The 24,510-nt window shown below is 61.1% G+C and carries 24 protein-coding genes and 3 tRNA genes; 2 read left to right on the plus strand and 25 right to left on the minus strand.

All coding sequences use genetic code 11. From position 1 onward, the window contains the following. Positions 1-4: 4 nt before the first annotated feature. The 24 genes from BBX50_RS21615 to BBX50_RS21730 all read right to left on the minus strand — a co-directional run bounded on the left by BBX50_RS21615 (position 5) and on the right by BBX50_RS21730 (position 23,331). Entirely contained in the window at positions 5-1,315 is a 1,311-nt protein-coding gene (locus BBX50_RS21615; RefSeq protein ID WP_065777382.1) for a lipoprotein-releasing ABC transporter permease subunit, read from the minus strand. A gap of 19 nt (positions 1,316-1,334) precedes the next feature. After that, entirely contained in the window at positions 1,335-2,663 is a 1,329-nt protein-coding gene (proS, locus tag BBX50_RS21620; protein ID WP_065777383.1) for a proline--tRNA ligase, read from the minus strand. 752 nt (positions 2,664-3,415) lie between these two features. Then, positions 3,416-3,685, minus strand: coding sequence for a DUF1467 family protein (locus BBX50_RS21625; RefSeq protein ID WP_065777384.1), 270 nt, complete (start codon positions 3,683-3,685; stop codon positions 3,416-3,418). Positions 3,686-3,813: 128 nt separating this feature from the next. Next, positions 3,814-4,218, minus strand: a complete 405-nt coding sequence (gene mce, locus BBX50_RS21630) for a methylmalonyl-CoA epimerase (RefSeq protein ID WP_065777385.1) — start codon at positions 4,216-4,218, stop codon at positions 3,814-3,816. A 68-nt stretch (positions 4,219-4,286) separates the two neighbouring features. Then, entirely contained in the window at positions 4,287-5,954 is a 1,668-nt protein-coding gene (locus tag BBX50_RS21635; RefSeq protein WP_065777386.1) for a ribonuclease J, read from the minus strand. A gap of 27 nt (positions 5,955-5,981) precedes the next feature. Beyond that, positions 5,982-6,746, minus strand: coding sequence for a biotin--[acetyl-CoA-carboxylase] ligase (locus BBX50_RS21640; protein WP_065777533.1), 765 nt, complete (start codon positions 6,744-6,746; stop codon positions 5,982-5,984). Beyond that, positions 6,746-8,188 (minus strand): NADH-quinone oxidoreductase subunit NuoN, encoded by a 1,443-nt coding sequence (gene nuoN, locus BBX50_RS21645; RefSeq protein ID WP_065777387.1) that lies wholly within the window; start codon positions 8,186-8,188, stop codon positions 6,746-6,748. Before nuoN ends, BBX50_RS21640 begins: the two co-directional genes overlap by 1 nt. Before the next feature lie 19 nt (positions 8,189-8,207). Next, positions 8,208-9,719: an NADH-quinone oxidoreductase subunit M gene (locus BBX50_RS21650; RefSeq protein WP_065777388.1), complete on the minus strand. Its 1,512-nt coding sequence runs from the start codon at positions 9,717-9,719 to the stop codon at positions 8,208-8,210. Next, on the minus strand, positions 9,719-11,713 hold the full coding sequence (gene nuoL / locus BBX50_RS21655) for an NADH-quinone oxidoreductase subunit L (protein ID WP_065777389.1): 1,995 nt from the start codon (positions 11,711-11,713) through the stop codon (positions 9,719-9,721). The genes BBX50_RS21650 and nuoL overlap by 1 nt, the downstream gene beginning before the upstream one ends. Before the next feature lie 7 nt (positions 11,714-11,720). After that, positions 11,721-12,029, minus strand: a complete 309-nt coding sequence (gene nuoK / locus BBX50_RS21660) for an NADH-quinone oxidoreductase subunit NuoK (protein WP_034803568.1) — start codon at positions 12,027-12,029, stop codon at positions 11,721-11,723. Positions 12,030-12,056: 27 nt separating this feature from the next. Next, positions 12,057-12,671, minus strand: a complete 615-nt coding sequence (locus tag BBX50_RS21665) for an NADH-quinone oxidoreductase subunit J (protein ID WP_065777390.1) — start codon at positions 12,669-12,671, stop codon at positions 12,057-12,059. A 138-nt stretch (positions 12,672-12,809) separates the two neighbouring features. Beyond that, complete coding sequence (gene nuoI / locus BBX50_RS21670) at positions 12,810-13,301, minus strand: NADH-quinone oxidoreductase subunit NuoI (protein ID WP_025426590.1); 492 nt, start codon at positions 13,299-13,301, stop codon at positions 12,810-12,812. 64 nt (positions 13,302-13,365) lie between these two features. Continuing rightward, positions 13,366-14,409: an NADH-quinone oxidoreductase subunit NuoH gene (nuoH, locus tag BBX50_RS21675; RefSeq protein ID WP_065777391.1), complete on the minus strand. Its 1,044-nt coding sequence runs from the start codon at positions 14,407-14,409 to the stop codon at positions 13,366-13,368. A gap of 20 nt (positions 14,410-14,429) precedes the next feature. Next, positions 14,430-16,511 (minus strand): NADH-quinone oxidoreductase subunit NuoG, encoded by a 2,082-nt coding sequence (gene nuoG, locus BBX50_RS21680; RefSeq protein WP_065777392.1) that lies wholly within the window; start codon positions 16,509-16,511, stop codon positions 14,430-14,432. Positions 16,512-16,621: 110 nt separating this feature from the next. Further along, positions 16,622-17,272, minus strand: coding sequence for an NADH:ubiquinone oxidoreductase (locus tag BBX50_RS21685; protein WP_065777393.1), 651 nt, complete (start codon positions 17,270-17,272; stop codon positions 16,622-16,624). Positions 17,273-17,278: 6 nt separating this feature from the next. Then, positions 17,279-18,583 (minus strand): NADH-quinone oxidoreductase subunit NuoF, encoded by a 1,305-nt coding sequence (gene nuoF / locus BBX50_RS21690; RefSeq protein ID WP_065777394.1) that lies wholly within the window; start codon positions 18,581-18,583, stop codon positions 17,279-17,281. A gap of 11 nt (positions 18,584-18,594) precedes the next feature. Continuing rightward, positions 18,595-19,722, minus strand: a complete 1,128-nt coding sequence (locus BBX50_RS21695; protein ID WP_065777395.1) for an NADH-quinone oxidoreductase subunit E — start codon at positions 19,720-19,722, stop codon at positions 18,595-18,597. A gap of 16 nt (positions 19,723-19,738) precedes the next feature. After that, entirely contained in the window at positions 19,739-19,996 is a 258-nt protein-coding gene (locus tag BBX50_RS21700) for a hypothetical protein (RefSeq protein ID WP_065777396.1), read from the minus strand. Then, on the minus strand, positions 19,996-21,186 hold the full coding sequence (locus BBX50_RS21705; RefSeq protein WP_058321497.1) for an NADH-quinone oxidoreductase subunit D: 1,191 nt from the start codon (positions 21,184-21,186) through the stop codon (positions 19,996-19,998). The genes BBX50_RS21700 and BBX50_RS21705 overlap by 1 nt, the downstream gene beginning before the upstream one ends. 57 nt (positions 21,187-21,243) lie before the next feature. Next, complete coding sequence (locus tag BBX50_RS21710) at positions 21,244-21,849, minus strand: NADH-quinone oxidoreductase subunit C (RefSeq protein ID WP_065777397.1); 606 nt, start codon at positions 21,847-21,849, stop codon at positions 21,244-21,246. Positions 21,850-21,867: 18 nt separating this feature from the next. Next, positions 21,868-22,446: an NADH-quinone oxidoreductase subunit B gene (locus BBX50_RS21715; protein ID WP_025426581.1), complete on the minus strand. Its 579-nt coding sequence runs from the start codon at positions 22,444-22,446 to the stop codon at positions 21,868-21,870. Next, positions 22,437-22,802, minus strand: coding sequence for an NADH-quinone oxidoreductase subunit A (locus BBX50_RS21720; protein ID WP_034803593.1), 366 nt, complete (start codon positions 22,800-22,802; stop codon positions 22,437-22,439). The genes BBX50_RS21715 and BBX50_RS21720 overlap by 10 nt, the downstream gene beginning before the upstream one ends. Positions 22,803-23,101: 299 nt before the next feature. Next, a tRNA-Asp gene (locus BBX50_RS21725) sits at positions 23,102-23,178 on the minus strand. A gap of 76 nt (positions 23,179-23,254) precedes the next feature. Next, positions 23,255-23,331 (minus strand) — tRNA-Asp (locus BBX50_RS21730). A 172-nt stretch (positions 23,332-23,503) separates the two neighbouring features. On the opposite strand from BBX50_RS21730, the gene BBX50_RS30010 reads away from it, so the two are divergent. Then, complete coding sequence (locus BBX50_RS30010) at positions 23,504-23,743, plus strand: hypothetical protein (RefSeq protein WP_139108466.1); 240 nt, start codon at positions 23,504-23,506, stop codon at positions 23,741-23,743. Positions 23,744-23,788: 45 nt separating this feature from the next. Next, positions 23,789-23,864, plus strand: a tRNA-Val gene (locus tag BBX50_RS21735). 238 nt (positions 23,865-24,102) lie between these two features. Here BBX50_RS21735 and BBX50_RS21740 read toward each other — a convergent pair. Next, the gene (locus BBX50_RS21740; RefSeq protein WP_065777398.1) at positions 24,103-24,501 is read right to left on the minus strand and encodes a cupin domain-containing protein; all 399 of its coding nucleotides are present in this window, start codon (positions 24,499-24,501) and stop codon (positions 24,103-24,105) included. Positions 24,502-24,510: the final 9 nt, after the last annotated feature.

The raw sequence follows: 24,510 nt of genomic DNA on the forward strand, positions 1-24,510 counted from the left end.
CTTGTCATTCGTAACGCAGAGCCTGCACCGGATCGAGGCGCGAGGCACGCCAGGCCGGGAAGATCGTGGCGAGGAAGGAAAGGGTGAGCGCCATGACGATGACGAGCGCGGTCTCATCGGCATTCATGTCGGCCGGAAGCTGGCTGAGGAAGTAGAGCTCCGGACTGAAGAGCGTCGTTCCGGAGATCCAGGAGAAGAACTGCCGGATGGATTCGATGTTGAGGCAGACGATGACGCCAAGCGCCACGCCGGCCACCGTGCCCGCGACACCGATCGCCGCACCGGTCATGAAGAAGATGCGCATCACCGACCCGGAGGTCGCACCCATTGTTCTAAGGATTGCGATGTCGCTGCCCTTGTCCTTCACCAGCATGATCAGGCCGGAAATGATGTTCAGCGCCGCGACCAGTACGATCAGCGTCAGGATCATGAACATCACGTTGCGCTCGACCTCGAGCGCCGAGAAGAAGGTCTTGTTGCGATCGCGCCAGTCGGTGATGAATATCTGCCGTCCGGCGGCATCCTCGATCGGCTGGCGCAGCTCATCGACGACATCGGGATGTTCAACGAAAATCTCGATCGACTGCGCAAGTCCGTCGGCGTTGAAGAAGAGCTGGGCTTCTTCCAGCGGCATGAAGATGATCGTCGAGTCGTATTCCGACATGCCGATCTCGTAGATCGCCGAGACGGTATAAGCCTTGACACGCGGGTTCATGCCAAGTGGCGTCACGTCGCCGTTGGGCGAGGTCAGCGTGATCGTGCCGCCGACGCTTATGCCAAGCTGTTCGGCCATGCGCGAGCCGATCGCGACACCGGAACCGGAAGCAAATCCGACCAGATCACCGGACTGGATATGGTCTGACACCGACTTCATCTTGCTCAGGTCGTCGGCGCGGATGCCGCGCACCAGCGCACCGGTCGAACTGTCGCCGATGCCCTGGGCAAGCACCTGGCCCTCGACCAGCGGGATCGCCATGGTGACGCCCTTGACGCCCGAAAACTTGGTCGCAAGGTCAGCGTAGTTGTCGAGGGGGCCGTCGATCGGCTGGACGATCATATGACCGTTGATGCCGAGAATGCGGGAGATGAGCTCGGTGCGAAAGCCGTTCATGACGGCCATGACGATGATCAGCGTGGCAACACCGAGCATGATGCCGATGAAGGAGAAACCGGCGATGACCGAAATGAAGGCTTCCTTGCGCCTGGAGCGCAGGTAGCGCCAGGCCACCATGCGCTCGAAGGCGGAAAAGGGACGGCTGGAGGACTTTTCAGGCTGTGCTGCAGCCTGCACCTGATCTTCAGTCACGGCGGTCATCCTGCCTTCCCTCGCCTCATCACTTCGTTGCGATCAGCTTGTTGATCGCCGCTTCGACGGTCATCGTCTCGCGCTCGCCGGTCTTGCGATCCTTGAGCTCAACTTCGCCACTGGCGATCGAGCGCGGACCAACGATCACCTGAACCGGCACGCCGATCAGATCGGCCGTTGCGAACTTCGCACCGGCGCGGTCGTCGCGGTCGTCGAGCAGGACGTCGAATCCTGCCTTGCCGAGCTTCGAGTAGAGCGTCTCGCAGGCGCCGTCGCAAGCGGCATCGCCCGCTTTCATGTTGATGATCACGGCATCGAACGGCGCGATCGACTTCGGCCAGATGATGCCGTTGTCGTCATGCGAGGCTTCGATGACCGCCGGCACGAGACGTGTCGGGCCGATGCCGTAGGATCCCATGTGCACGGCGTGTTCCTTGCCGTCGGGCCCGAGCACCTTGGCGCCCATGGCTTCGGAATACTTGGTGCCGAAGTAGAAGATGTGGCCGACTTCGATGCCACGGGCAGACACTCGGTCGCTCTCGGCAACCGCATTGAAGGCAGCCTCGTCGTGCATTTCAGACGTCGCGGCATAGCGCGAGGTCCACTTGTCGAAGATCGTCTTCAGACCCGCGACATCGTCGAAGTTCGTGTCTTCGCCGGGAATGTCGAAGCCGAGGAAATCCTTGTGGCAGAAGACCTCGGATTCACCGGTGTCGGCAAGGATGATGAACTCGTGGCTGAGGTTGCCGCCGATCGGGCCGGTGTCGGCGCGCATCGGAATGGCGCGAAGGCCCATGCGGGCGAAGGTGCGCAGATAAGCGGCGAACATCCGGTTATAGGCGTGCTCCGCCCCCTCCCGGTCGAGATCGAAGGAATAGGCGTCCTTCATCAGGAATTCGCGCGAGCGCATGGTTCCGAAACGCGGACGGATCTCGTCACGGAACTTCAGCTGGATGTGATACAGATTGAGCGGCAGATCACGGTAGGACTTCACATAGGAGCGGAAGACGTCCGTGATCATTTCCTCGTTCGTCGGACCATAGAGCATCGGCCGGTCCTGGCGGTCCTTGATGCGCAGCATTTCCTTGCCATAGGCATCGTATCGACCGCTCTCCTGCCACAGCTCGGCAGACTGGAGCGTCGGCATCAACAGTTCGATCGCGCCGGAACGGTTCTGTTCCTCGCGAATGACCGCATTGACCTTGTCGAGAACCCGCTTGCCCAGTGGCAACCAGGTATAGATGCCCGAGGACTGCTGCCGGATCATACCCGTGCGGAGCATGAGGCGGTGGGAAACGATTTCCGCTTCCTTGGGATTTTCCTTCAGGATGGGCATGAAAAAGCGGGACAGGCGCATAATGGGTTCCAGAACTAGATGAACGTCGCACTATCGGCGGATTCGGGCGAAATGACGTTGAGCTTGGGTCCGGCTCTACCTGATGATTGGCAAAGGCGACCGTTGCTTCTCGGGTCGGGCTCTCCATTTTCCCTTCCAGCAAAAGCCGGCAGGAACCTTTATGAGCCTTGCGTTCATAGCTGCTTCGCAGACGGAAGAAAACCCTGCTCGCTGCCATACCGGCAGAGATCGCATCCCGCGGATTTTGAGGGAAAACGCAGCGCCGAGCCTGCGTCAAAAGAGCACGCTAGTAACAGGATTGCGACAGGAATTGTCAACGGGAATATTTTACCCGACTGTAGCAAAAATGCAAAAAAACAGGATGACAGCGCCCAATGTTTGGGCTAATTTCGGCTCACAAAACAGGCATGAAGACTAAATTCTTGCCGACTTTCGCGGTCAAGTCTTGGGAGGATAAGATCTTAGGCGCGCCTGGTCGCTGCCGCCGGAAACGGATTAAAGATCACGCGAAACTTGAAAAACAAGGCTTTCAGCCTTGTTTTTTTTTGCTTTTCTCAAACTCCCGCAGCGACGAAGCAGCATCCAAAATTGAACTATGTCAATTTTGGGTCCGTCAATACTACAATTTCTCTGGTTCTGTCTGAAGGTCGATGTCGGGGCGCCAATTCCGGCGGGCAATGCCCCTGAAATCCATGGGGACAAGATCTGATCGGCACACGGGCCCGTTCGACCGGTCCGGCGCGACCAAAATCTCAGTAAAACTTCGGGTAGAAGCGCGGAAGGGAATCGATGCCGTAGCCAAGCCTCACAGACACGACGTACCAAGCGAGCTGGATCGCGGCTGCAATGATCGTCGTCAACAGCACGACCCGCTTCGCGTTGAACTTGGCCGGTGCGCTTTCGACGCTCCCCGGCACGACGTTATTTTCTTCGGCCTGCGTGCGCACTCCCAAGGGCAGAACCGCAAAGAGCGTGATCCACCAGATGATGAAGTAGATGGCAAAGGTCGAAAAAAGCGGCATTCCCTGCTCCCGTTGAAGACGACCGGCAAAACGGCAGAAAGCGCATTTCGCCGCGACTTCCGCGACATTCTGTCCGCCTTATAGCGCCGCCGGTCGCATCACACAAACGGCCTTCGCGCGGTCAACTGTCACACCTCTTCGAGTTCGATCAACGTACCCTGGAAATCCTTGGGGTGAAGGAAGAGCACGGGCTTTCCGTGCGCGCCGATCTTCGGCTCGCCATCACCCAGCACACGCGCTCCCGCGGCACGCAGTGCATCGCGCGCCGACAGGATGTTTTCGACCTCGTAGCAGATGTGGTGCATTCCGCCTGAAGGGTTCTTTGCCAGGAAAGCCGCGATCGGCGAGGTCTCGCCCAGAGGCTCAAGGAGCTCCACCTTGGTGTTGGCAAGCGTGACGAACACGACGGTCACGCCATGCTCCGGCAGGGCCTGCGGCTCGGTCACCGAAGCGCCGAGCATCGAACGATAGCTTTCGGCGGCCGAGGCAAGATCCGGTACGGCAATGGCGATGTGGTTCACTCTTCCAAGCATTGCAATCCTCCCGCTACGGGCGATGTCCCGTAGCCATACCGCTTATAGAGCCGAGCGCCGGCAGCCAATCAGACTTTGGTGACAAATGCCGTCACGATCGGCTTCTTGCCCCAGATCTGGTTGGCGGTGCTGCGAACGGCGCGGCGGACGGCCTCCTGCAGCATCGCCAGATCCTTGCGTTTCGCGCGCGGAATGCTCTCGACGGCGCCGAGGACGGCGTCATAGAGCGTGTCCTCCATGTCCTCGCCCTCATCATCGAACTCCGGCAGGCCGATCGCAACGATGTCCGGATCGCCAAGGAAATCGTAACGGCTGTCGAGCACGACATTGACGGCAACATGGCCGGCAAAGGAGAGCTTGCGACGCTCGCCGATGCCCATTTCCTCGAAATCGCCGATGAGGCTGCCGTCCTTGTAGATCCGGCCATGCGGGGCTTCGTCGATCACCTCGGCCGGCCCCGGGGCAAGGCGCAGCATTTCACCGTTCCGCAGACGCGGGACGTTTGCGATGCCCGATTGCCGGCCAAGCTCCCCATGCGCCGTCAGATGCGCCGCCTCGCCATGAACAGGCACGAGGATCTGCGGGCGCAGCCACTGATACATCTGCTGCAGCTCGGTGCGACGCGGGTGGCCCGACACGTGCACAAGCGCCTCGCTGTCGGTGATGATGTGGATGCCCTGCTCGACCAGGCCGTTCTTGATGTCGTTGATCGCCTTTTCGTTGCCCGGGATCGTACGCGAGGAAAACACGACCGTATCACCGGCGGAGAAGGCGACGTTGCGCATCTCGTCGCGAGCGATCTTGGCGAGTGCCGCACGAGGTTCGCCCTGACTGCCGGTGAGGATGACCACGACCTTGTCGCGCGGCACATAGCCGAACTCGTCTTCGGCAAGGAACGGTTTGATGCCTTCCATCAATCCGAGATCCGCAGCGACAGCGACGACCCGCTTCATCGAACTGCCGAGCAGCAGCACATCCCTGCCCGCCTCTTCCGCCGCCTCGGCGATCGAGCGGATGCGCCCGACATTCGAGGAGAACGTCGTGATCGCGACCCGGCCCTCGGCGTTCGCAATGATCTTCATCAGGCTCTCGGAAACTTCCTGCTCCGACGGCGAAACGCCGTCGCGCATCGCGTTGGTAGAATCGCAGACGAGCGCCAGCACACCGTCGTCGCCGATCTGACGGAAGCGCGTCTCGTCGGTCAGCGGACCAAGCGACGGATGCAGATCGATCTTCCAGTCGCCGGTGTGGACGACGGTGCCAAGCGGCGTGCGAATGATCAGCGACATCGGCTCGGGGATCGAGTGGTTGACGCCAACTGCCTCGATCTCGAAGGGACCGACATTGATGCGGTCGCCCTGCTTGAAGATCGTGACAGGGATCTCACCCCGGCTCTTTTCGAAATCGCGCTTGGCCTCCAGCATGCCCGCCGTAAACGGCGAGGCATAGACCGGAACGTTGAGACCGGGCCAGAGATCGTTCAAGCCGCCATAGTGGTCCTCATGCGCATGGGTGATGATGATCGCCTTGAGATTGCGGCGCTCCTCAGCCAGAAAGCCGATATCGGGCAACACCAGGTCAACGCCCGGAAGCTCCGGCCCTGGGAACGTCACGCCGCAATCGACCATGATCCACTGGCGGCTGCCCGGCCGCCCGTAGCCGTAAAGGCCGAGATTCATACCAATTTCGCCGACGCCGCCGAGCGGCAAGAACACCAGTTCTTCTTCTTGCGCCATATCGTGATGCGCCCTTGTTTCTAAGAATTATCCGAAAAATACGTCGCCGGCGGCAATCGCCTGCATCGTGCCCGTGCCGGTATCGAGCATCAATCGCCCGGCGCCATCAATACCGGCAAAGCGACCGGAAAGCGACCGGTCGGGCAGATTTACCGTGATCGTCTCGCCGATACCGCGGGCCGCCGCACGCCATTGTTCGATTGTATTGGCGATACCCGCCCCACGATCCCAGACCGACAAGGTCTCTGCCATCGTCATAAACAGCCGGGCAAACAACTCATCCGGCGAGACCGATGAACCCTCTTTCTGGAGCGATGTCACCGGATAGAGCGCTTCGTCGGGCTGGACAGCGATGTTGACGCCGCAGCCGATCACCAGCGCCTGGCGTCCATCCGGGAGCAACTCGCCTTCAAGAAGGATGCCGCAGGTTTTCTTGCCGTCGATCAGGATGTCGTTTGGCCACTTGATCTCCACCGGAGCCGAACCCGGTGCCATCACCTGGCGGATCGCCCGATGCACCGCCACTGCAACGGCAAGCGGCAGAGAATGCAGGTGCTCGACCGGAGCCGGATCAATAAGAAGGAGCGATGCGTAGAGGTTGCCCGGTTCCGAGAACCACGCGCGCCCGCGTCTGCCGCGGCCGCCCGTCTGGCGCACGGCCGTCACCCAGAGATTGCCTAGGTCGCCCTGGCGCGCGCGCGCCAGGCATTCACTGTTGGTCGACCCGACCGCATCGAGCGCGACGTGCCGGAAATCGTCGAGCGAAATCCGGCCGCCGCTTTCAAGGGCGATCAAAAGAAGGTCCGCGCCGCAACTTCGGCGGCGTTTCCAAGCGGTCCGCCGATCAGGACGTATCCGAGAACGAACAGGCCCGAGAGACCGAACACCAGGCGCAGCTCGCCTGCCGTGCGGGCAAACTCACCCTTGGCGTCGTCGAACCACATCACCTTGATGACGCGCAGATAGTAGTAGGCGCCGACGACGGATGCGAGAACGCCGATGATGGCAAGCGCATAGAGCTGGGCTTCGATTGCCGCCATGAAGACGAAGTACTTCCCGAAGAAGCCCGCCATGGGGGGAATGCCGGCCAGCGAGAACATCAGAATGGTGAGAACGGTCGCCATGAAGGGGTTGGTCTGCGAGAGACCAGCCAGATCGTCGACATTCTCGACGTTTTCGCCCTCCTTGCGTCGCATCGCCAGGATGCAGGCGAAGGTGCCGAGCGTCATCACCATGTAGATGAGCATGTAGAGCAGAACGCCGCGAACACCCGCCATCGAGCCGGCCGCCAGACCCACAAGCGCGTAGCCCATGTGACCGATCGAGGAATAGGCCATCAGGCGCTTGATGTTCTTCTGGCCGATGGCCGCGAAGGAACCGAGCAGCATCGAGGCGATCGAGATGAAGACGATGATCTGCTGCCAGTCGGCAACGACGGGCTCGAAGGCGTTGATGACGATGCGTACGAGGATCGCCATGGCCGCAACCTTCGGCGCTGCCGCGAAGAAGGCGGTGACCGGCGTCGGCGCACCTTCATAAACATCGGGCGTCCACATATGGAACGGCACGGCCGAGATCTTGAAGGCGAGACCGGCCAGCACGAAGACGAGGCCGAAGATCAGGCCGAGCGAACGGCCTTCGGCGGTCAGCGCGGCGGCGATCTCGGTGAAACCGGTGTGGCCGGTAAAGCCGTAGATCAGCGACATGCCGTAGAGCAGCATGCCCGAAGACAGTGCGCCGAGCACGAAGTACTTGAGGCCAGCTTCGGTCGAGCGAATGCTGTCGCGATTGATGGCAGCGACGACGTAGAGCGCCAGCGACTGCAGTTCCAGCGAGAGATAGAGCGAGATCAGGTCGTTGGCCGAGATCATCAGCAGCATGCCGAGCGTCGCCAGTACCAGAAGCACCGGGAACTCGAAGCGATCGATCTGGGCGGAGCGCGCATGGCCGACGGTCATCACCAGGGCGGTGATCGATCCGATCAGTGCCAACACCTTCATGAACTTGGCGAAGGGGTCGGACAGGAAGGCGCCGCCATAGGCCGAGCCTTCCCCGGTCTTCAGCACGAGCCAGAGCCCGGCAATGATCAGAAGGGCAACAGCAAGGCCGGTGACGGTCGACGCCGATTTTTCGCCGGCAAACACGCCGATCATCAGCAATGCCATCGCGCCGACCGCGAGGATCAACTCGGGGATCGAGAGTTGCAGGCTTGCAAGGAGGGTTTCAGCAGTCATGTCCAATCACGTCCTGTGGTCATTGCACCGAAAGCGCAACGTTTTGCGCTGCCTGCAGGGCTGCGGAGTAGTTGTTGACGAGCAGATCCACGGAGGCCGCGGTCGCATCGAAGATCGGCGCCGGATAGACACCGAAGAAGATCGTCAGGATCACCAGCGGATAAAGGATCGCCTTCTCACGACCCGAGAGATCGAGCAGAGCCTTCAGGCTTTCCTTTTCCAGTGCGCCGAAGATCACTCGCCGGTAGAGCCAGAGCGCGTATGCAGCCGAGAGGATAACGCCGCTCGTTGCAAAGAACGCAACCCAGGTATTGACGCGGAAGACGCCGACGAGGGTCAGCACTTCGCCGACGAAGCCGGACGTACCGGGCAGGCCGACGTTCGCCATGGTGAAGACCATGAAGGCGACGGCATATTTCGGCATGTTGTTGACGAGACCGCCATAGGCCGAGATCTCGCGGGTGTGCAGACGGTCATAGACGACGCCGACGCAAAGGAAGAGTGCACCCGAGACGATGCCGTGCGACAGCATCTGGAAGATCGCACCCTGCACGCCTTGAGTGTTGGCGGCAAAGATACCCATGGTCACGTAGCCCATGTGAGCGACCGACGAATAGGCGATCAGCTTCTTGATGTCGGTCTGCATCATCGCCACCAGCGAGGTGTAGATGATGGCGACGACCGACAGCGTGAAGACGAACGGCGCAAAATAGTCGGATGCCAGCGGGAACATCGGCAGCGAGAAGCGCACGAAACCGTAGCCGCCAAGCTTCAGGAGGATCGCGGCCAGGATGACCGAACCCGCCGTCGGCGCCTGAACGTGCGCGTCGGGAAGCCAGGTGTGCACCGGCCACATCGGCATCTTCACCGCGAAGGAGGCGAAGAAGGCGAGCCACAGCCAGGTCTGCATCTGCCGTGGGAAGTTGTAGGCAAGCAGCTGCGTGATGTCGGTCGTACCGGCCTGCCAGTACATCGCCATGATCGCGAGCAGCATCAGCACCGAGCCGAGCAGCGTATAGAGGAAGAACTTGTAGCTGGCGTAGACGCGATCCTTGCCGCCCCAGACACCGATGATGAGGAACATCGGAATGAGGCCGGCTTCGAAGAACACGTAGAACAGCACGATGTCGAGCGACACGAAAACGCCGATCATGAACGTTTCCAGGATCAGGAACGCGATCATGTAGGCCTTGAGCCGCTTCTCGACCGACTGCCAGCTTGCGAGCACGCAGAACGGCATGAGGAAGGCCGAGAGCACGACGAAAAGCACCGAGATGCCATCGACGCCGAGATGGTAGGAAATGCCGGTGCCGAGCCACTCGTGCTTTTCGAGCATCTGGAAGCCAGGGTTCGAGGCATCGAACTGGTACCAGATGTAGACCGACACGGCGAAGGTGAAGATCGTCGTCAGCAGCGAAACGTTCAGGATGTTCCGGCGGCCGTAGGCGCTGTCTTCCCTTGTGAGCAAGAGAAGCAGGACGCCGACGAGCGGCATGAAGGTGACCGCGGAAAGTACGGGCCAATCGGTCATCAGAAGGAACTCCTGAACATCATCCAAGTAACGAGCGCGGCAATGCCGATGAGCATCGCGAACGCGTAGTGATAGAGGTAACCAGTCTGCAGGCGGACAACGCGGTCAGTGACGTTGAGCACACGTGCGGCAATGCCGTTGGGGCCGTAGCCATCGATCACGCGGCCGTCGCCTTCCTTCCACAGGAAAGTGCCGAGCCACTTGGCCGAGCGCACGAACAGGACGTCGTAGAGCTCGTCGAAGTACCACTTGTTGAGCAGGAACTGGTAGAGGCTGCGATGTTGCTCTGCCAGATACTTCGGCAGTTCCGGCCGGCGGATATACATGTACCAGGCGGTGAAGAGACCGAGCGCCATGGCGCAGAACGGGCTCCACTTAACCCAGAGCGGTACGTGGTGGTACTCCTCGAGGATCTCGTTTTCCGCCGAGGTGAACAGCGCGCCCTTCCAGAATTCGGCATAGTGATGGCCGAAGAAGTAGTCGTGGAACAGGAAACCGGCGACCAGCGCGCCAGCGGCCAGGATATAGAGCGGCACCAGCATGACCTGCGGCGATTCATGGACGTGATGCATGACGTCCGACGACGCGCGCGGCTTGCCATGGAAGGTCATGAAGGCCAGGCGCCAGGAATAGAAGCTCGTGAAGAGCGCGGCGATCACCAGCAACGCGAAGGCGAAGCCGGAAACGGTGCTGTGCGACGCAAAGGTCGATTCGATGATCGCATCCTTCGAGAAGAAGCCAGCCGTGCCGAAGAGCGTGCCCGGAATGCCGACACCCGTCAGGGCGATCGTGCCGATGAACATCATCCAGTAGGTGACCGGGATGTGCTTCCTGAGACCGCCCATATAGCGCATGTCCTGTTCACCATCGACGGCGTGGATGACCGAACCGGCACCCAAGAACAGCAGAGCCTTGAAAAAGGCGTGCGTGAACAGGTGGAAGATCGCCGCGCCATAGGCGCCGACGCCGAGCGCCACGAACATGTAGCCGAGCTGCGAGCAGGTCGAATAGGCGATGACGCGCTTGATATCGTTCTGGACGAGACCGACGGTTGCGGCGAAGAAGGCGGTGATCGCACCGATGATGGTGACGACGGTCAGTGCATCCGGCGACAGTTCGAAGAGTGGCGACATGCGGGCGACGAGGAAGACGCCGGCGGTAACCATCGTTGCGGCATGAATAAGAGCCGAAACCGGGGTCGGGCCTTCCATGGCGTCCGGAAGCCAGGTGTGCAGCAGGAACTGCGCCGACTTGCCCATCGCGCCCATGAAGAGCAGCAGGCAGGCAGCGGTCAGCGCATGACCCTTGTCGAGCTGCATGCCGAAGAGGTTCACAACCACCTCCCCTGCTGCAGCGCCCTCGGCCGGCAGATAGGTCTGTGCCGCGGCAAAGATCGTCTCGAAGTTGACCGAGCCGAACAGCACGAAGACGAGGAAGATGCCGAGCGAGAAGCCGAAGTCGCCGACGCGGTTGACAATGAAGGCTTTAATCGCGGCAGCGTTGGCCGACGGCTTCTTGTACCAGAAGCCGATGAGCAGGTAGGACGCGAGACCCACGCCTTCCCAGCCGAAGAACATCTGCACGAGGTTGTCCGACGTGATGAGCATGAGCATCGCGAAGGTGAAGAGCGACAGATAGGCAAAGAAGCGCGGACGATGCGGATCGTGGTGCATGTATCCGATCGAATAGACATGCACGAGCGTCGACACCGTGTTGACGACGACGAACATGACAGCGGTCAGCGGGTCGACGCGGAACGCCCATTCGACATCGAAGGTGCCGGACTGGATCCAGCGCAGCACCGAAACCTTGATCATCTCCTGATGGCCCAAGGCAACGTCGAAGAAGACGTACCAGGAGAGCGCAGCGGCGATGATCATCAAACCGCTGGTGACATATTCCGATGCCTTGGCGCCGATCGAATTCCCGAAGAGGCCGGCGATCAGAAAGCCGATCAAAGGCAGGAAGACGATAGCCTTGATGATGGTATCCATAGCCCAATCAGCCCTTCATCATGTTGACGTCTTCAACAGCGATCGAGCCGCGGTTGCGGTAGAAGACGACGAGAATTGCAAGTCCGATGGCCGCTTCCGCAGCCGCGACGGTCAGGATGAACAGAGCAAAGACCTGGCCCGTGATGTCGTTCAGGAACGCCGAGAAGGCGACCATGTTGATGTTGACCGCGAGCAGAATGAGTTCGACCGACATCAGGATGACGATGACGTTCTTCCGGTTGAGGAAGATGCCGAAGACGCCCAGCGTGAACAGGATGGCGCTAACGGTGAGATAGTGGGAAATTCCGATTTCCATTTTTTGTTCCTCGATCTCGCGTCCGACTTAGATGCCCTGGCCCGGCTTGACCGTGACCACCTCGACGGCGGTCTCGGGCGTGCGGGCAACCTGCTGCGGGATGTTCTGGCGCTTGATGTTTTCGCGGTGGCGCAAGGTCAGCACGATGGCGCCGATCATGGCGACGAGCAGCACAAGGCCAGCGATCTGGAAGAAGTAGATGTAGTGGGTATAGAGCACGTCGCCGAGCGCTGCCGTATTCGTCCGTTCGGTGATCGCCGGGATCGGCATCGAGACCGCCTTGGCAATTTCCGGCGAGAAGGTCGCGCCACCAACGACGATGATGAGCTCGGCCGCCAGGATCAGGCCGATCAATGCTCCGACCGGCGCATATTCGAGCACGCCTGCGCGCAATTCCGCGAAGTCGACGTCAAGCATCATGACGACGAACAGGAAGAGCACCGCGACCGCACCGACATAGACGACCAGCAGGATCATCGCGAGGAATTCGGCGCCGGTCAGCAGGAACAGGCCCGCTGCGTTAAAGAAGGTCAGGATCAGGAACAGAACCGAATAAACGGGGTTCCTGGCAGCAATGACCATAAATGCCGACGCCACCGCGATGAAGGCAAAGAGATAGAAAAAAAGAACCTGCAGACCCATGATCGGTGCCTTCTTCGTCTTGCACGGCGTGAGGCACCTTTGGCCCCACTCCACAGGCAAAGCCGGACACGCGTCCGGCCGTTGCCCAAACCTATGTCACATGCACCGCCCTCCCCGGGGCGGCGCTACGCAATTGCCTCAGCGATAGGGCGAGTCCATTGCGATGTTGCGTGCGATTTCCCGTTCCCAGCGATCGCCGTTCGCGAGCAGCTTGTCCTTGTCGTAGTAAAGCTCTTCGCGTGTCTCGGTGGCGAACTCGAAGTTCGGACCTTCGACGATCGCGTCCACCGGACATGCTTCCTGGCAGAAACCGCAATAGATGCACTTCACCATGTCGATGTCATAGCGAACCGTGCGGCGGGTGCCGTCGTTGCGGCGCGGACCGGCTTCGATGGTGATGGCCTGTGCAGGACAGATCGCCTCGCACAGCTTGCAGGCGATGCAACGCTCTTCACCGTTCGGATAGCGGCGTAGCGCATGCTCGCCACGGAAGCGCGGGCTGACCGGCCCCTTTTCAAAGGGGTAGTTCAACGTCGCCTTCGGCTTGAAGAAATAGCGCATCGACAGAAAGAACGCGCCGACGAATTCCTTCAGGAACAGCGAGCTGACGGCTTGCGAAAGACCGGCCATCATTTACCTCCAGAGTTGCCGGCCTGGGAGAGACCGGCGGTATGCTGCCAAACGTGAGCCATCGTCATGCGGCTCCCGTCAGCTTGAGAACGAATGCAGTGATCACGACCATTGCGAGAGAGATCGGCAGGAAGACCTTCCAGCCGAGACGCATCAGCTGATCGTAGCGGTAACGCGGAACGAAAGCCTTCACCATCGCGAACATGAAGAACACGAAGGATGCTTTCAGAACGAACCAGATGATGCCTGGGACCCAGTTCAGGAACCAGACGTCGACCGGAGGCAGCCAGCCGCCGAGGAAGAGGATCGTCGTCAGCGCGCACATCAGGCAGATGGCCGCGTATTCGCCGAGCATGAACATCATGTACGGCGTGGAGCCGTACTCGACCATGAAGCCGGCGACGAGTTCGGATTCAGCTTCCGGAAGATCGAAAGGCGGGCGGTTCGTTTCGGCAAGCGCCGAAATGAAGAACACGATGAACATCGGGAACAGCGCCAGCCAGTGCCAGTCGAGGAACGACGCCGGCAGACCGAGGTTCGTGCCGATGCCGCTGGACTGCGCGGTGACGATGTCCGTCAGGTTGAGCGAGCCGACGCAAAGGAGAACGGTCACGATGACGAAGCCGATCGAGACTTCGTAGGAGACCATCTGCGCTGCGGAGCGGAGCGCACCGAGGAACGGATATTTGGAGTTCGACGCCCAGCCGCCCATGATGATGCCATAAACTTCAAGAGAAGATATGGCGAAGACGAAGAGGATGCCGACGTTGACGTTCGCGATCACCCAGCCGGCGTTAAGCGGGATCACCGCCCAGGCGGCAAGCGCGAGCGTTACCGAGACGAGCGGGGCGAGCAGGAAGATCGCCTTGTTGGCACCCGCCGGGATCACCGGCTCCTTGAAGACGAACTTCAAAAGGTCGGCGAAGGACTGGAAAAGTCCCCACGGGCCTACCACATTCGGACCACGGCGCAGCTGGACGGCGGCCCAGATCTTGCGGTCGGCGAGCAGAACGTAGGCGATGAAAAGCAGCAGCGCGACCAGGAGCAGCAGCGACTGGGCGACCATGATGATCGCGGGCCAGACATAGGTCGAAACGAAAGCGTCCATGATACTCTATTCCCTCGCGCTCATTCCGCCGCAGCTTTGAAGTTGTTGCGTGCCAATGCCGAGCATTCGGCCATGACGGCGGATGCGCGCGCTATCGGGTTCGTCAAATAGAAGTCTTTGACCGGAGACGCAAACACGGATTTGCCCATCTCACCGGCTTTTTGGCCAAGTGCGGCAATTTCGTCGCCGTTGCCGGTCGCGATCGCGTCGACGTCAGCGAAATGCGGGTGGGCCGCATAGAGCTTCGAGCGCAATTCGCCAAGCGAATCAAAGGGCAGCTTCTTGCCGAGCACGTCGGAGAGAGCGCGGATGATCGCCCAGTCCTCGCGTGCGTCGCCCGGTGCGAAGCCGGCACGGTTGCCGATCTGGACGCGGCCCTCGGTGTTGACCCAGGTGCCAGACTTTTCGGTGTAGGTGGCGCCCGGCAGGATGACGTCGGCAGCATGCGCGCCGTTGTCGCCGTGCGAACCGACATAAACGGTAAAGCCGGACTTGCGCGAGGCAAGATCGATCTCGTCGGCGCCGAGCAGGAAGAGAACGTCAGTACCGGAAACCATCTCGGCGGCCGACTTGCCGTTCGCACCCGGAACGAAGCCGAGGTCGAGGCCACCGACGCGAGAAGCGGCGGTGTGAAGAACGGCAAAGCCGTTCCACTCGGCGGTCACTGCACCGACAGCACCCGCTAGCTTGGCGGCTGCAGAAAGAACGGCAGCGCCGCCCTCCCCTGCGATCGCGCCCTGGCCGACGAGGATCATCGGGCGCTGCGCCTTCTTCAGCGTCGCGGCAAACTTGCCCTTACCGGAGACGAGCTCGGCAAGCGTTTCGGTGCCGGCGCCGAGATACTCATACTCGTAGCGCAGTTCGCCGGGCTCACCGATGACTGCGATCGGGAAGTTGCCCATGCGGTAGCGCTTGCGGATACGGGCGTTGAGAACCGAGGCTTCGAAGCGCGGGTTCGAGCCGATGATCAGCAGCGCGTCAGCGCTTTCGATGCCTGCGATCGTCGGGTTGAACAGGTAGCTGGCGCGGCCGAGCGACGGATCGAGTGCGGCGCCATCCTGGCGGCAATCGATGTTTTCCGAACCAAGCGCTGCGATCAGCTGCTTCAGCGCGTACATTTCCTCAACCGAAGCGAGGTCGCCGGCAATGGCGCCGATCTTGTCGCCGGAGGTCTTGGCAACGGCAGCCTTGACCGCCTGGAAGGCTTCGCCCCAGGTCGCGGGCTGCAACCTGCCGTCCTTCTTGACGTAAGGACGATCGAGGCGCTGCGTCTTCAGGCCATCCCAGATGAAGCGGCTCTTGTCGGAGATCCACTCTTCGTTGATCTCTTCATTGACGCGCGGCATGATGCGCATGACTTCGCGGCCGCGGGTGTCGACGCGGATTGCCGAACCGAGCGCGTCCATTACGTCGATGGATTCGGTCTTGTTCAGCTCCCACGGACGGGCGGTAAACGCGAAGGGCTTCGAGGTCAGCGCGCCGACCGGGCAGAGATCAACGACGTTGCCCTGCAGTTCGGACGTCATCGCCTGTTCGAGATAGGTGGTGATTTCTGCGTCTTCGCCACGGCCGATCAGGCCGAGCTCGGCAATGCCGGCCACTTCGGTGGTGAAGCGAACACAGCGCGTGCAGTGAATGCAGCGGTTCATCACGGTCTTGACGAGCGGGCCGATATACTTGTCTTCGACAGCGCGCTTGTTTTCCTGATAGCGCGAACTGTCGATGCCGAAGGCCATTGCCTGGTCCTGCAGGTCGCATTCGCCGCCCTGATCGCAGATCGGGCAGTCGAGCGGATGGTTGATCAGCAGGAATTCCATCACGCCTTCGCGTGCCTTCTTGACCATCGGCGTGGTCGTGAAGACTTCCGGCGCCTCGCCGTTCGGGCCGGGACGGAGGTCGCGCACGCCCATGGCGCAGGAAGCGGCGGGCTTGGGCGGCCCTCCCTTTACCTCGATCAGACACATACGGCAGTTGCCGGCGACCGAAAGCCGCTCATGGAAACAGAAGCGCGGCACCTCGGCTCCGGCCTCTTCGCACGCCTGAAGCAGCGTGAAATGATCCGGTACCTCGATCTCTTTTCCGTCGACTTTCAGCTTTGCCATCTTCGTACTCAATCCTGTCTTCCGTCCGTCGGCCTTTAGGCGACGGACAATTCCAACACAGCCTTGCTGCTTGCGGGCGATGACCGTTTCAGATCCCCGCCCCTATTGTCTCACGCGCCTTTCAGCGCCTTGGCCTGTCCAACCCAATCGTCCCGGCTGATCCGGCCACCGAAACCGAGCTCTTCGTCGAAGCGGGCGACATCCGCCTCGCTCCAGCCGGCGATGTCGGCAAAGCCACGGACGCCCTTGGCGTTCAGCACCTGCTCCAGCTTCGGGCCGATGCCGGAGATCCGCTTGAGGTCGTCGGCGGCTTTCGCCTTGACGCGCGTGGCGCGAGCCTTGACCACCTTTTCAGCGGCAACCTTTTCAACCACCGGCTTTGCTACTGCGCGCTTGGCAGACGCGGACGGCCTGGCGACCGGTTCCGGCTTTGCCTCGGCTTGCACCGCCTCTGCGACAACGGCAGTCGTCGCGTCAGGCACAACGGGCTCCGCCCGCTTCTGTGCGGCCTCGACCGCACCCTGCATCGCGCCGAGCATAGCGCCTGCAAAGTGGCTGGTGAGGCCGAAACCGATAGCGGTCGCCGCAGCAACTGCGGCCGCCGGGTGAACCATCAGCGGGTGCAGCGGCATCTGCGGCAGGCCTTTCATCCATTCGGCCATGCCGAAGGGATCGGCCGGGTCGCTGCCAAGCGGACCTGCGAATGGAATGCCTGCTTCGGCCTGTCCCTTCATCTGTCCCTCTCCGCGTGCGCCGGCCATCGCCCGTTACTCCGCCGCTTCCAGAACCGCGCCATGCGACGACGCATTGCGCGTGTATTCGTCGATGCGCGCTTCCATTTCCGGACGGAAGTGCTTGATCAGGCCCTGGATCGGCCAGGCGGCTGCGTCGCCGAGCGCGCAGATCGTGTGGCCTTCCACCTGTTTGGTGACGTCGAACAGCATGTCGATTTCGCGCTTCTGGGCGCGACCCTGAACCATGCGTTCCATCACGCGCATCATCCAGCCGGTGCCTTCGCGGCACGGCGTGCACTGGCCGCAGCTCTCGTGCTTGTAGAAGGCCGAGAGGCGCCAGATCGCCTTGATGATGTCCGTCGACCTGTCCATGACGATGACGGCGGCGGTTCCAAGACTGGAACCGACCTCTTTCAGGCCGTCAAAATCCATGATGGCGTCCTTCATCTGCGCGCCAGGCACGCAAGGAACGGACGAACCACCGGGGATGACGGCGAGCAGGTTGTCCCAGCCGCCGCGGATGCCGCCACAGTGCTTTTCGATCAGTTCGTGGAACGGGATCGACATCGCGTCCTCGACCGTGCACGGACGATTGACGTGGCCAGACACCGAATAGAGCTTGGTGCCATGGTTGTTCGGACGGCCAAAGCTCGTGTACCAGCCGGCGCCGCGGCGCAGGATGGTTGGAGTGACGGCAATCGACTCGACGTTGTTGACCGTCGTCGGGCAGCCGTAGAGGCCCATGTTGGCCGGGAACGGCGGCTTCAGACGCGGCTGGCCCTTCTTGCCTTCAAGGCTTTCGAGCAGGGCGGTTTCTTCGCCACAGATATAGGCGCCGGCACCGTGATGCACGTAGATGTCGATGTCGTAGCCGAGCTTGTTGTTCTTGCCGAGCAGGCCGTAGGCGTAGCACTCGTCGATTGCCGCCTGTAGCGCCTCGCGCTCGCGGATGAACTCGCCGCGCACGTAGATGTAAGCGACATGGGCGCCCATGGCGAAGCTGGCGACGACGCAGCCTTCGATCAGCGTGTGCGGATCGTGACGCATGATGTCACGGTCCTTGCAGGTGCCGGGCTCGGACTCGTCGGCGTTGACGACGAGATAATGCGGACGGCCGTCGCTCTCCTTCGGCATGAAGGACCACTTGAGGCCGGTCGGGAAGCCGGCGCCGCCACGGCCGCGAAGACCGGAAGCCTTCACTTCGTTGACGATCCAGTCGCGACCCTTTTCGAGCAGCTGCTTGGTGCCGTCCCAATGGCCGCGCGCCATAGCGCCCTTCAGGGACTTGTCCTTGAGGCCGTAGATGTTGGTAAAGATGCGGTCTTCATCTCTGAGCATAATTCACCTCTTTACCGCGGCTTCTTGCCGAAGACCTTGATGTATTCGGCTTCGCCGCCCTTGGCGAGCGCCTTGGCCTGCTTGACCCAGTCGTCGCGTTCGATGCGGCCCTTGAAATTCAGGTATCCGTCGACCCACTCGCGCTCCGCCTTCTTCCACGAAGCAACTTGCGCGTAGGTGTAGATGCCCAGTTCGTTGAGCGTGCCCTCGATCTTCGGACCGACGCCCGAGATCAGCTTGAGGTCTTCGACAGCCGCCGGCTTTTCGATGCCGGCAGGACGGTTCTTGTCCTCGAGCGACGGCTTGCCGGAAACGGCGGCGGCCTTCGCCGGCTTCGACTTGTCGACCGTGTCGCCTTCGACCTTGGCGTTGGCAGCGGCTTCCGCCTTTGCCGTCGCCGGCGTCTTCAGGGAGGCATTGGTCTCGCTGGCAGCGGTCTTGACGCGGCCGGCATTCGACGGCGGAACGGAAACGGCAGGCTCAGCACTCGCCTTCTTTGCAGTGGTCGCAGCCTTGGCTGGAGCCGCTTCCGTGGTCAGCAGCGACGTCAGGCCGCCTTCCGGCGCAGAATAGATACGGTCGATCTGCGGACCGGGCGTGACTTCGGCACCCTTGCCTGCTTCGAAACGGTCGATGATCTGCTCGAGTTGCTCGGGCGTCAGGTCCTCGAAGGTATCCTTGAAGATCATGACCATCGGCGCGTTGACGCAGGCGCCCTGACATTCGACTTCTTCCCAGGAGAGCGTGCCGCCCTCGTTGAGCGTGAAGGGATCGTGGGCGATCTTCTTCTTGCAGACCTTGATCAGGTCTTCGGCGCCACGCAACATGCAAGGCGTCGTGCCGCAAACCTGGATGTGCGCGCGCGTACCAACGGGCTTCAGCTGGAACTGGGTATAGAAGGTCGCGACTTCGAGCGCGCGGATATAGGGCATGCCGAGCATGTCGGCGATCGACTCGATGGCGGCCTTCGTCACCCAGCCGTCCTGGTCCTGAGCGCGCATCAACAGCGGGATGACGGCGGACTGCTCACGACCCTTGGGGTATTTCTTGATCGTTTCCTTCGCCCAGGCGGCGTTGTCCTTGCTGAAGGCAAAGCTTGGCGGCTGGACAGTGTCTTCGGCTAGTCGACGAACGGACATTCTAGTGGACACCTTATCAGTTAATCGAACCGCACCGCGATTTCGTCACCGAGACAAATTCGCAGGCATAGGCTGACTGGTCTTTCTGCAAAAATACGATGTAGCGCGTGCCATTGGCGACCGCGGCCTTGATCTCGTAGCCCTTGGCCACGAGGTCGGCCATCGAGCCCCCGCGCATGCCGCCCGACGTCGCGCCGCTATCGACCGATTCCTGTGCGGAAACGGTCGATGCAAGCGCGAGAAAGGCAAGCGTGGCCAGGGGCGCGAGACGCATCAGCGGTCCACCTCACCGAACACAATATCGAGGGAGCCCAGCACGGCCGAAACGTCGGCAAGCTGGTGTCCCCGACAGAGGAAATCCATCGCCTGGAGGTGCGCGTAACCCGGCGCACGGATCTTGCAGCGATAGGGCTTGTTGGTGCCGTCGGAGACGAGATAGACGCCGAACTCGCCCTTGGGCGCTTCGACGGCCGCGTAAACTTCGCCGGCCGGCACGTGATAGCCTTCGGTGTAGAGCTTGAAGTGGTGGATGAGCGCTTCCATCGAACGCTTCATCTCGCCGCGCTTCGGCGGAACGATCTTGCCGTCGAGCGACGAAACCGGACCGACCTTGGCGTCGCCGAGCAGGCGATCGACGCACTGACGCATGATACGCGCCGACTGGCGCATCTCGATCATGCGGATCAGGTACCGGTCGAAGCAGTCGCCGTTCTTGCCGATCGGGATGTCGAATTCCATATCCGAATAGCACTCGTAGGGCTGCGAACGACGCAGATCCCATGCAGCGCCCGAACCGCGCACCATGACGCCCGAGAAGCCCCAGGCCCAGGCGTCGTCGAGCTTGACGACGCCGATGTCGACGTTGCGCTGCTTGAAGATGCGGTTACCGGTCAAGAGCTCGTCGATGTCGTCGACGGTCTTCAGGAACGGATCGATCCACTTGCCGATGTCTTCGACCAGCTCGTGCGGCAGGTCCTGGTGGACGCCGCCCGGACGGAAATAGGCCGAGTGCATGCGCGCGCCGCAGGCACGCTCATAGAAGACCATCAGCTTTTCGCGCTCTTCGAAACCCCAGAGCGGCGGCGTCAGCGCGCCGACGTCCATCGCCTGCGTCGTGACGTTCAGCAGGTGCGACAGGATACGGCCGATTTCCGAATAGAGGACGCGGATGAGCTGGCCGCGGATCGGAACTTCCGTAGCCGTCAGCTTCTCGATCGCCAGCGCAAAGGCGTGTTCCTGGTTCATCGGCGCCACGTAGTCGAGGCGGTCGAAATAGGGCACGGCCTGCAGGTAGGTCTTAGTCTCGATCAGCTTTTCGGTGCCGCGATGCAGCAGGCCGATATGCGGATCCACGCGCTCGACGATTTCGCCATCAAGCTCGAGCACCAGACGAAGAACGCCGTGCGCCGCCGGATGCTGCGGACCAAAGTTGATGTTGAAATTGCGGACGTTATGTTCGGTCATACCGATTGCTCCAGGCCGGACGGCAGCCGCTTGGCGGCTACCGCGGGCCACTTAGTCTCACCGTGCTTTCGCCTTCTCATCGCCAGGCAGCACGTAATCCGTGCCTTCCCAGGGAGAGAGGAAGTCGAAGTTGCGGAATTCCTGCTTCAGTTCGACGGGCTCATAGACGACGCGCTTGGCTTCGTCATCGTAACGTACCTCGACAAATCCGGTGACCGGGAAGTCCTTGCGCAGCGGATGTCCTTCGAAACCATAGTCCGTCAGGATGCGGCGCAGGTCCGGGTGGCCGGTAAACAGGATGCCGTACATGTCGTAGGCTTCACGCTCGAACCAGTCGGCGCCGGGATAAACCGGCGTTGCCGACGGAACCGGCTCGTTCTCGCCGGTCGAAACCTTGACGCGCACGCGCAGGTTCTGGCGTGGCGACAGCAGGTGATAGACGACATCGAAACGGTCCGGGCGCTGCGGCCAGTCGACGCCACAAACATCGACGAAGTTGACGAAGGCGCATTGCACGTCATCGCGCAGGAAAGTCAGAAGCGCGATGAGGTTCGCCGACGTCGTCGTCAGCGTCAGCTCGCCGTAGTTCAGCGATGCGTCGGAAATCAGAGCTCCGCGCGTTTCGCGCAGGTAGGACGCAAGCTCGTTCAGGGCTTCACTCATATCAAAGACCCCCTGCCCTTAGCGCTCGATCGTGCCGGTCCGGCGGATCTTCTTCTGCAGCAGGAGCACGCCGTAAAGCAGCGCTTCTGCCGTGGGAGGACAGCCTGGCACGTAGATGTCGACGGGAACGACGCGGTCACAGCCGCGAACAACCGAATAGGAATAGTGGTAGTAGCCGCCGCCGTTGGCGCAGGAGCCCATCGAGATGACGTAACGCGGCTCCGGCATCTGGTCATAGACCTTGCGGAGCGCGGGCGCCATCTTGTTGGTCAGCGTGCCGGCGACGATCATGACGTCGGACTGACGCGGTGACGCGCGCGGCGCAAAGCCGAAGCGCTCGGCATCGTAACGCGGCATCGACATCTGCATCATCTCGACCGCGCAGCAGGCGAGACCGAACGTCATCCACATCAGCGAACCGGTACGAGCCCAATTGATGAGCTCGTCGGTCGAAGTGACCAGAAAACCCTTGTCGGCGAGCTCATTGTTGATCTCGCCGAAGAATGCGTCATTGCTGCCGATCGGCTTGCCGGTCGAGGGATCGATGATCCCCTTCGGCTTGGGCGCAACGAGCGTGGTGCCGGATGCTAGTTCCATTCCAGCGCTCCCTTTTTCCATTCATAGATAAAGCCGATCGTCAGCACGCCGAGGAAGACCATCATCGACCAGAACCCGAACCAGCCCAGCTCATGGAACGAGACCGCCCAGGGGAAGAGGAAGGCAACTTCGAGGTCGAAGATGATGAAGAGGATCGACACGAGATAGAAGCGGATGTCGAACTTCATGCGGGCGTCGTCGAACGCATTGAAGCCGCACTCGTAGGCCGACAGCTTTTCCGAATCAGGAGCCTTGAAGGCGACGGCGAAGGGAGCAATCAGAAGCGCCACACCGATCACCAAGGCGATTCCAATGAAAATCGCGATCGGAACGTAGGAACCGAGAAGTTCAGTCATTGTTATCCGTCCCTGCCTGCGGGAAGGCGCATGGGAGAGCGCCAGAACAACAAATCTCGCAGGCCGAAAAATATGTTGCAACGCCGGAGTGGTTAGCGCAGCCCGCGCCCGCGCGCAAGCCTTGACGGGCCATTTAAACCGGTTCGCGACACAGGATCAAACGGGCAGTGCCGACAAAGCTCGGATTTGCAGGCCGGCGCCGACTTTACCGTAAAACAAACCAACGCGAGACAGATTGCCGCAGCGCACAATTCGGCCTTACGGCCGACGCAATAGGGAGGGAGGCAGAGAGAAGAAAATGGCGCGAGTGACGGGGCTCGAACCCGCGACCTCCGGCGTGACAGGCCGGCACTCTAACCGACTGAGCTACACCCGCGCATGATGACCGCGAACGATCATTCTTACCACCATCGGCGCTTCGTGAGAATGCCTAGGCAAATCCAGATCAAGAGTGGCGCGAGTGACGGGGCTCGAACCCGCGACCTCCGGCGTGACAGGCCGGCACTCTAACCGACTGAGCTACACCCGCATCATCTTGACTTGGTTGAGGCGTTTCCGCCCCGCATCGAGCAGCAGCGCCGTTCGATGAGCGGCTAACTAAGCGGTTCGCCTTGGGGTGTCAAGCGTGTTTGAAGACAAATCCGTGACGGAATGAAAATTGATCCACAGGGCAATAAATCGATCGAAATCGGAATGGCGCAATGACGCCCGCCCGCATCTGCATTTCACCCTTCCCCGCCGCACGTGTCGCCAGCACACGCACTCGTGCGATGATTCTGGATCTTCTCACTCCCCTCACCCGATCACCGGCGCTCGCGCCTGATCCGCTCATTTTGTCCACAAGCGTCAACCCCGGAGTTTCAGGGCATCGCGCGATCGCCAATAAAAAAAATCATAAAAACGATACAAATGCTCTTGCGGTTTTTTTCGGTTACGCCTAGATCACGGCCACCGACGCGGCGGACTGATCCGGTCCAAACGCGGAAGGGCGATTAGCTCAGTTGGTAGAGCGCCTCGTTTACACCGAGGATGTCGGGAGTTCGAGTCTCTCATCGCCCACCATTTTCCTTCTTCTCCCGATCCATCGATTAAGACAGCGATCTCACGTCGTTAGAACTTGCGTCGTGTCTGGTCATACGTTCGGTCCGGCCTACGGTCATCGCGCATAGACAGCGCCAATGTTGAACATCGCCTGTCGGGGACAGGAAGCAGCTCCGCCTCGCAACCGCCATCAGCCGTGGGCTCCCATCATCAACAGGGCCGGCCGTTCCCGTCGGTCAGCTGATTTTATCGCGCGGCCCTACGCGCCGCGATATTGCTCGTCGCTGACTTGCTCCAGCCAATCCACCGCCTTGCCGTCGAGCGCCTCCTGGATGGCAAGATGGACCATTGCGGTGTCGGCTGCGGCACCGTGCCAGTGCTTTTCACCCGGTGGAAACCAGACGACATCGCCAACGCGAATCTCCCGCACCGGGCCGCCCCAGCTTTGCGCAAGGCCGCGGCCGGCGGTGACGATCAGCGTCTGACCCAGCGGATGGGTGTGCCAGGCGGTGCGGGCGCCCGGCTCGAAGGTGACGCTGACGGCGCGGATGCGCGCCGGATCAGCGGCCTCGATCACCGGATCCTGGCGCACCGTCCCGGTGAAGTACTCCGCCGGAGCGCGCACCGAAGGTCTCGATCCACCAGGTATGATATCCATCTCACGTTC

Origin of the sequence: Ensifer sp. LC11, from assembly GCF_001695835.1 — a bacterium.
Classification (GTDB): domain Bacteria; phylum Pseudomonadota; class Alphaproteobacteria; order Rhizobiales; family Rhizobiaceae; genus Ensifer.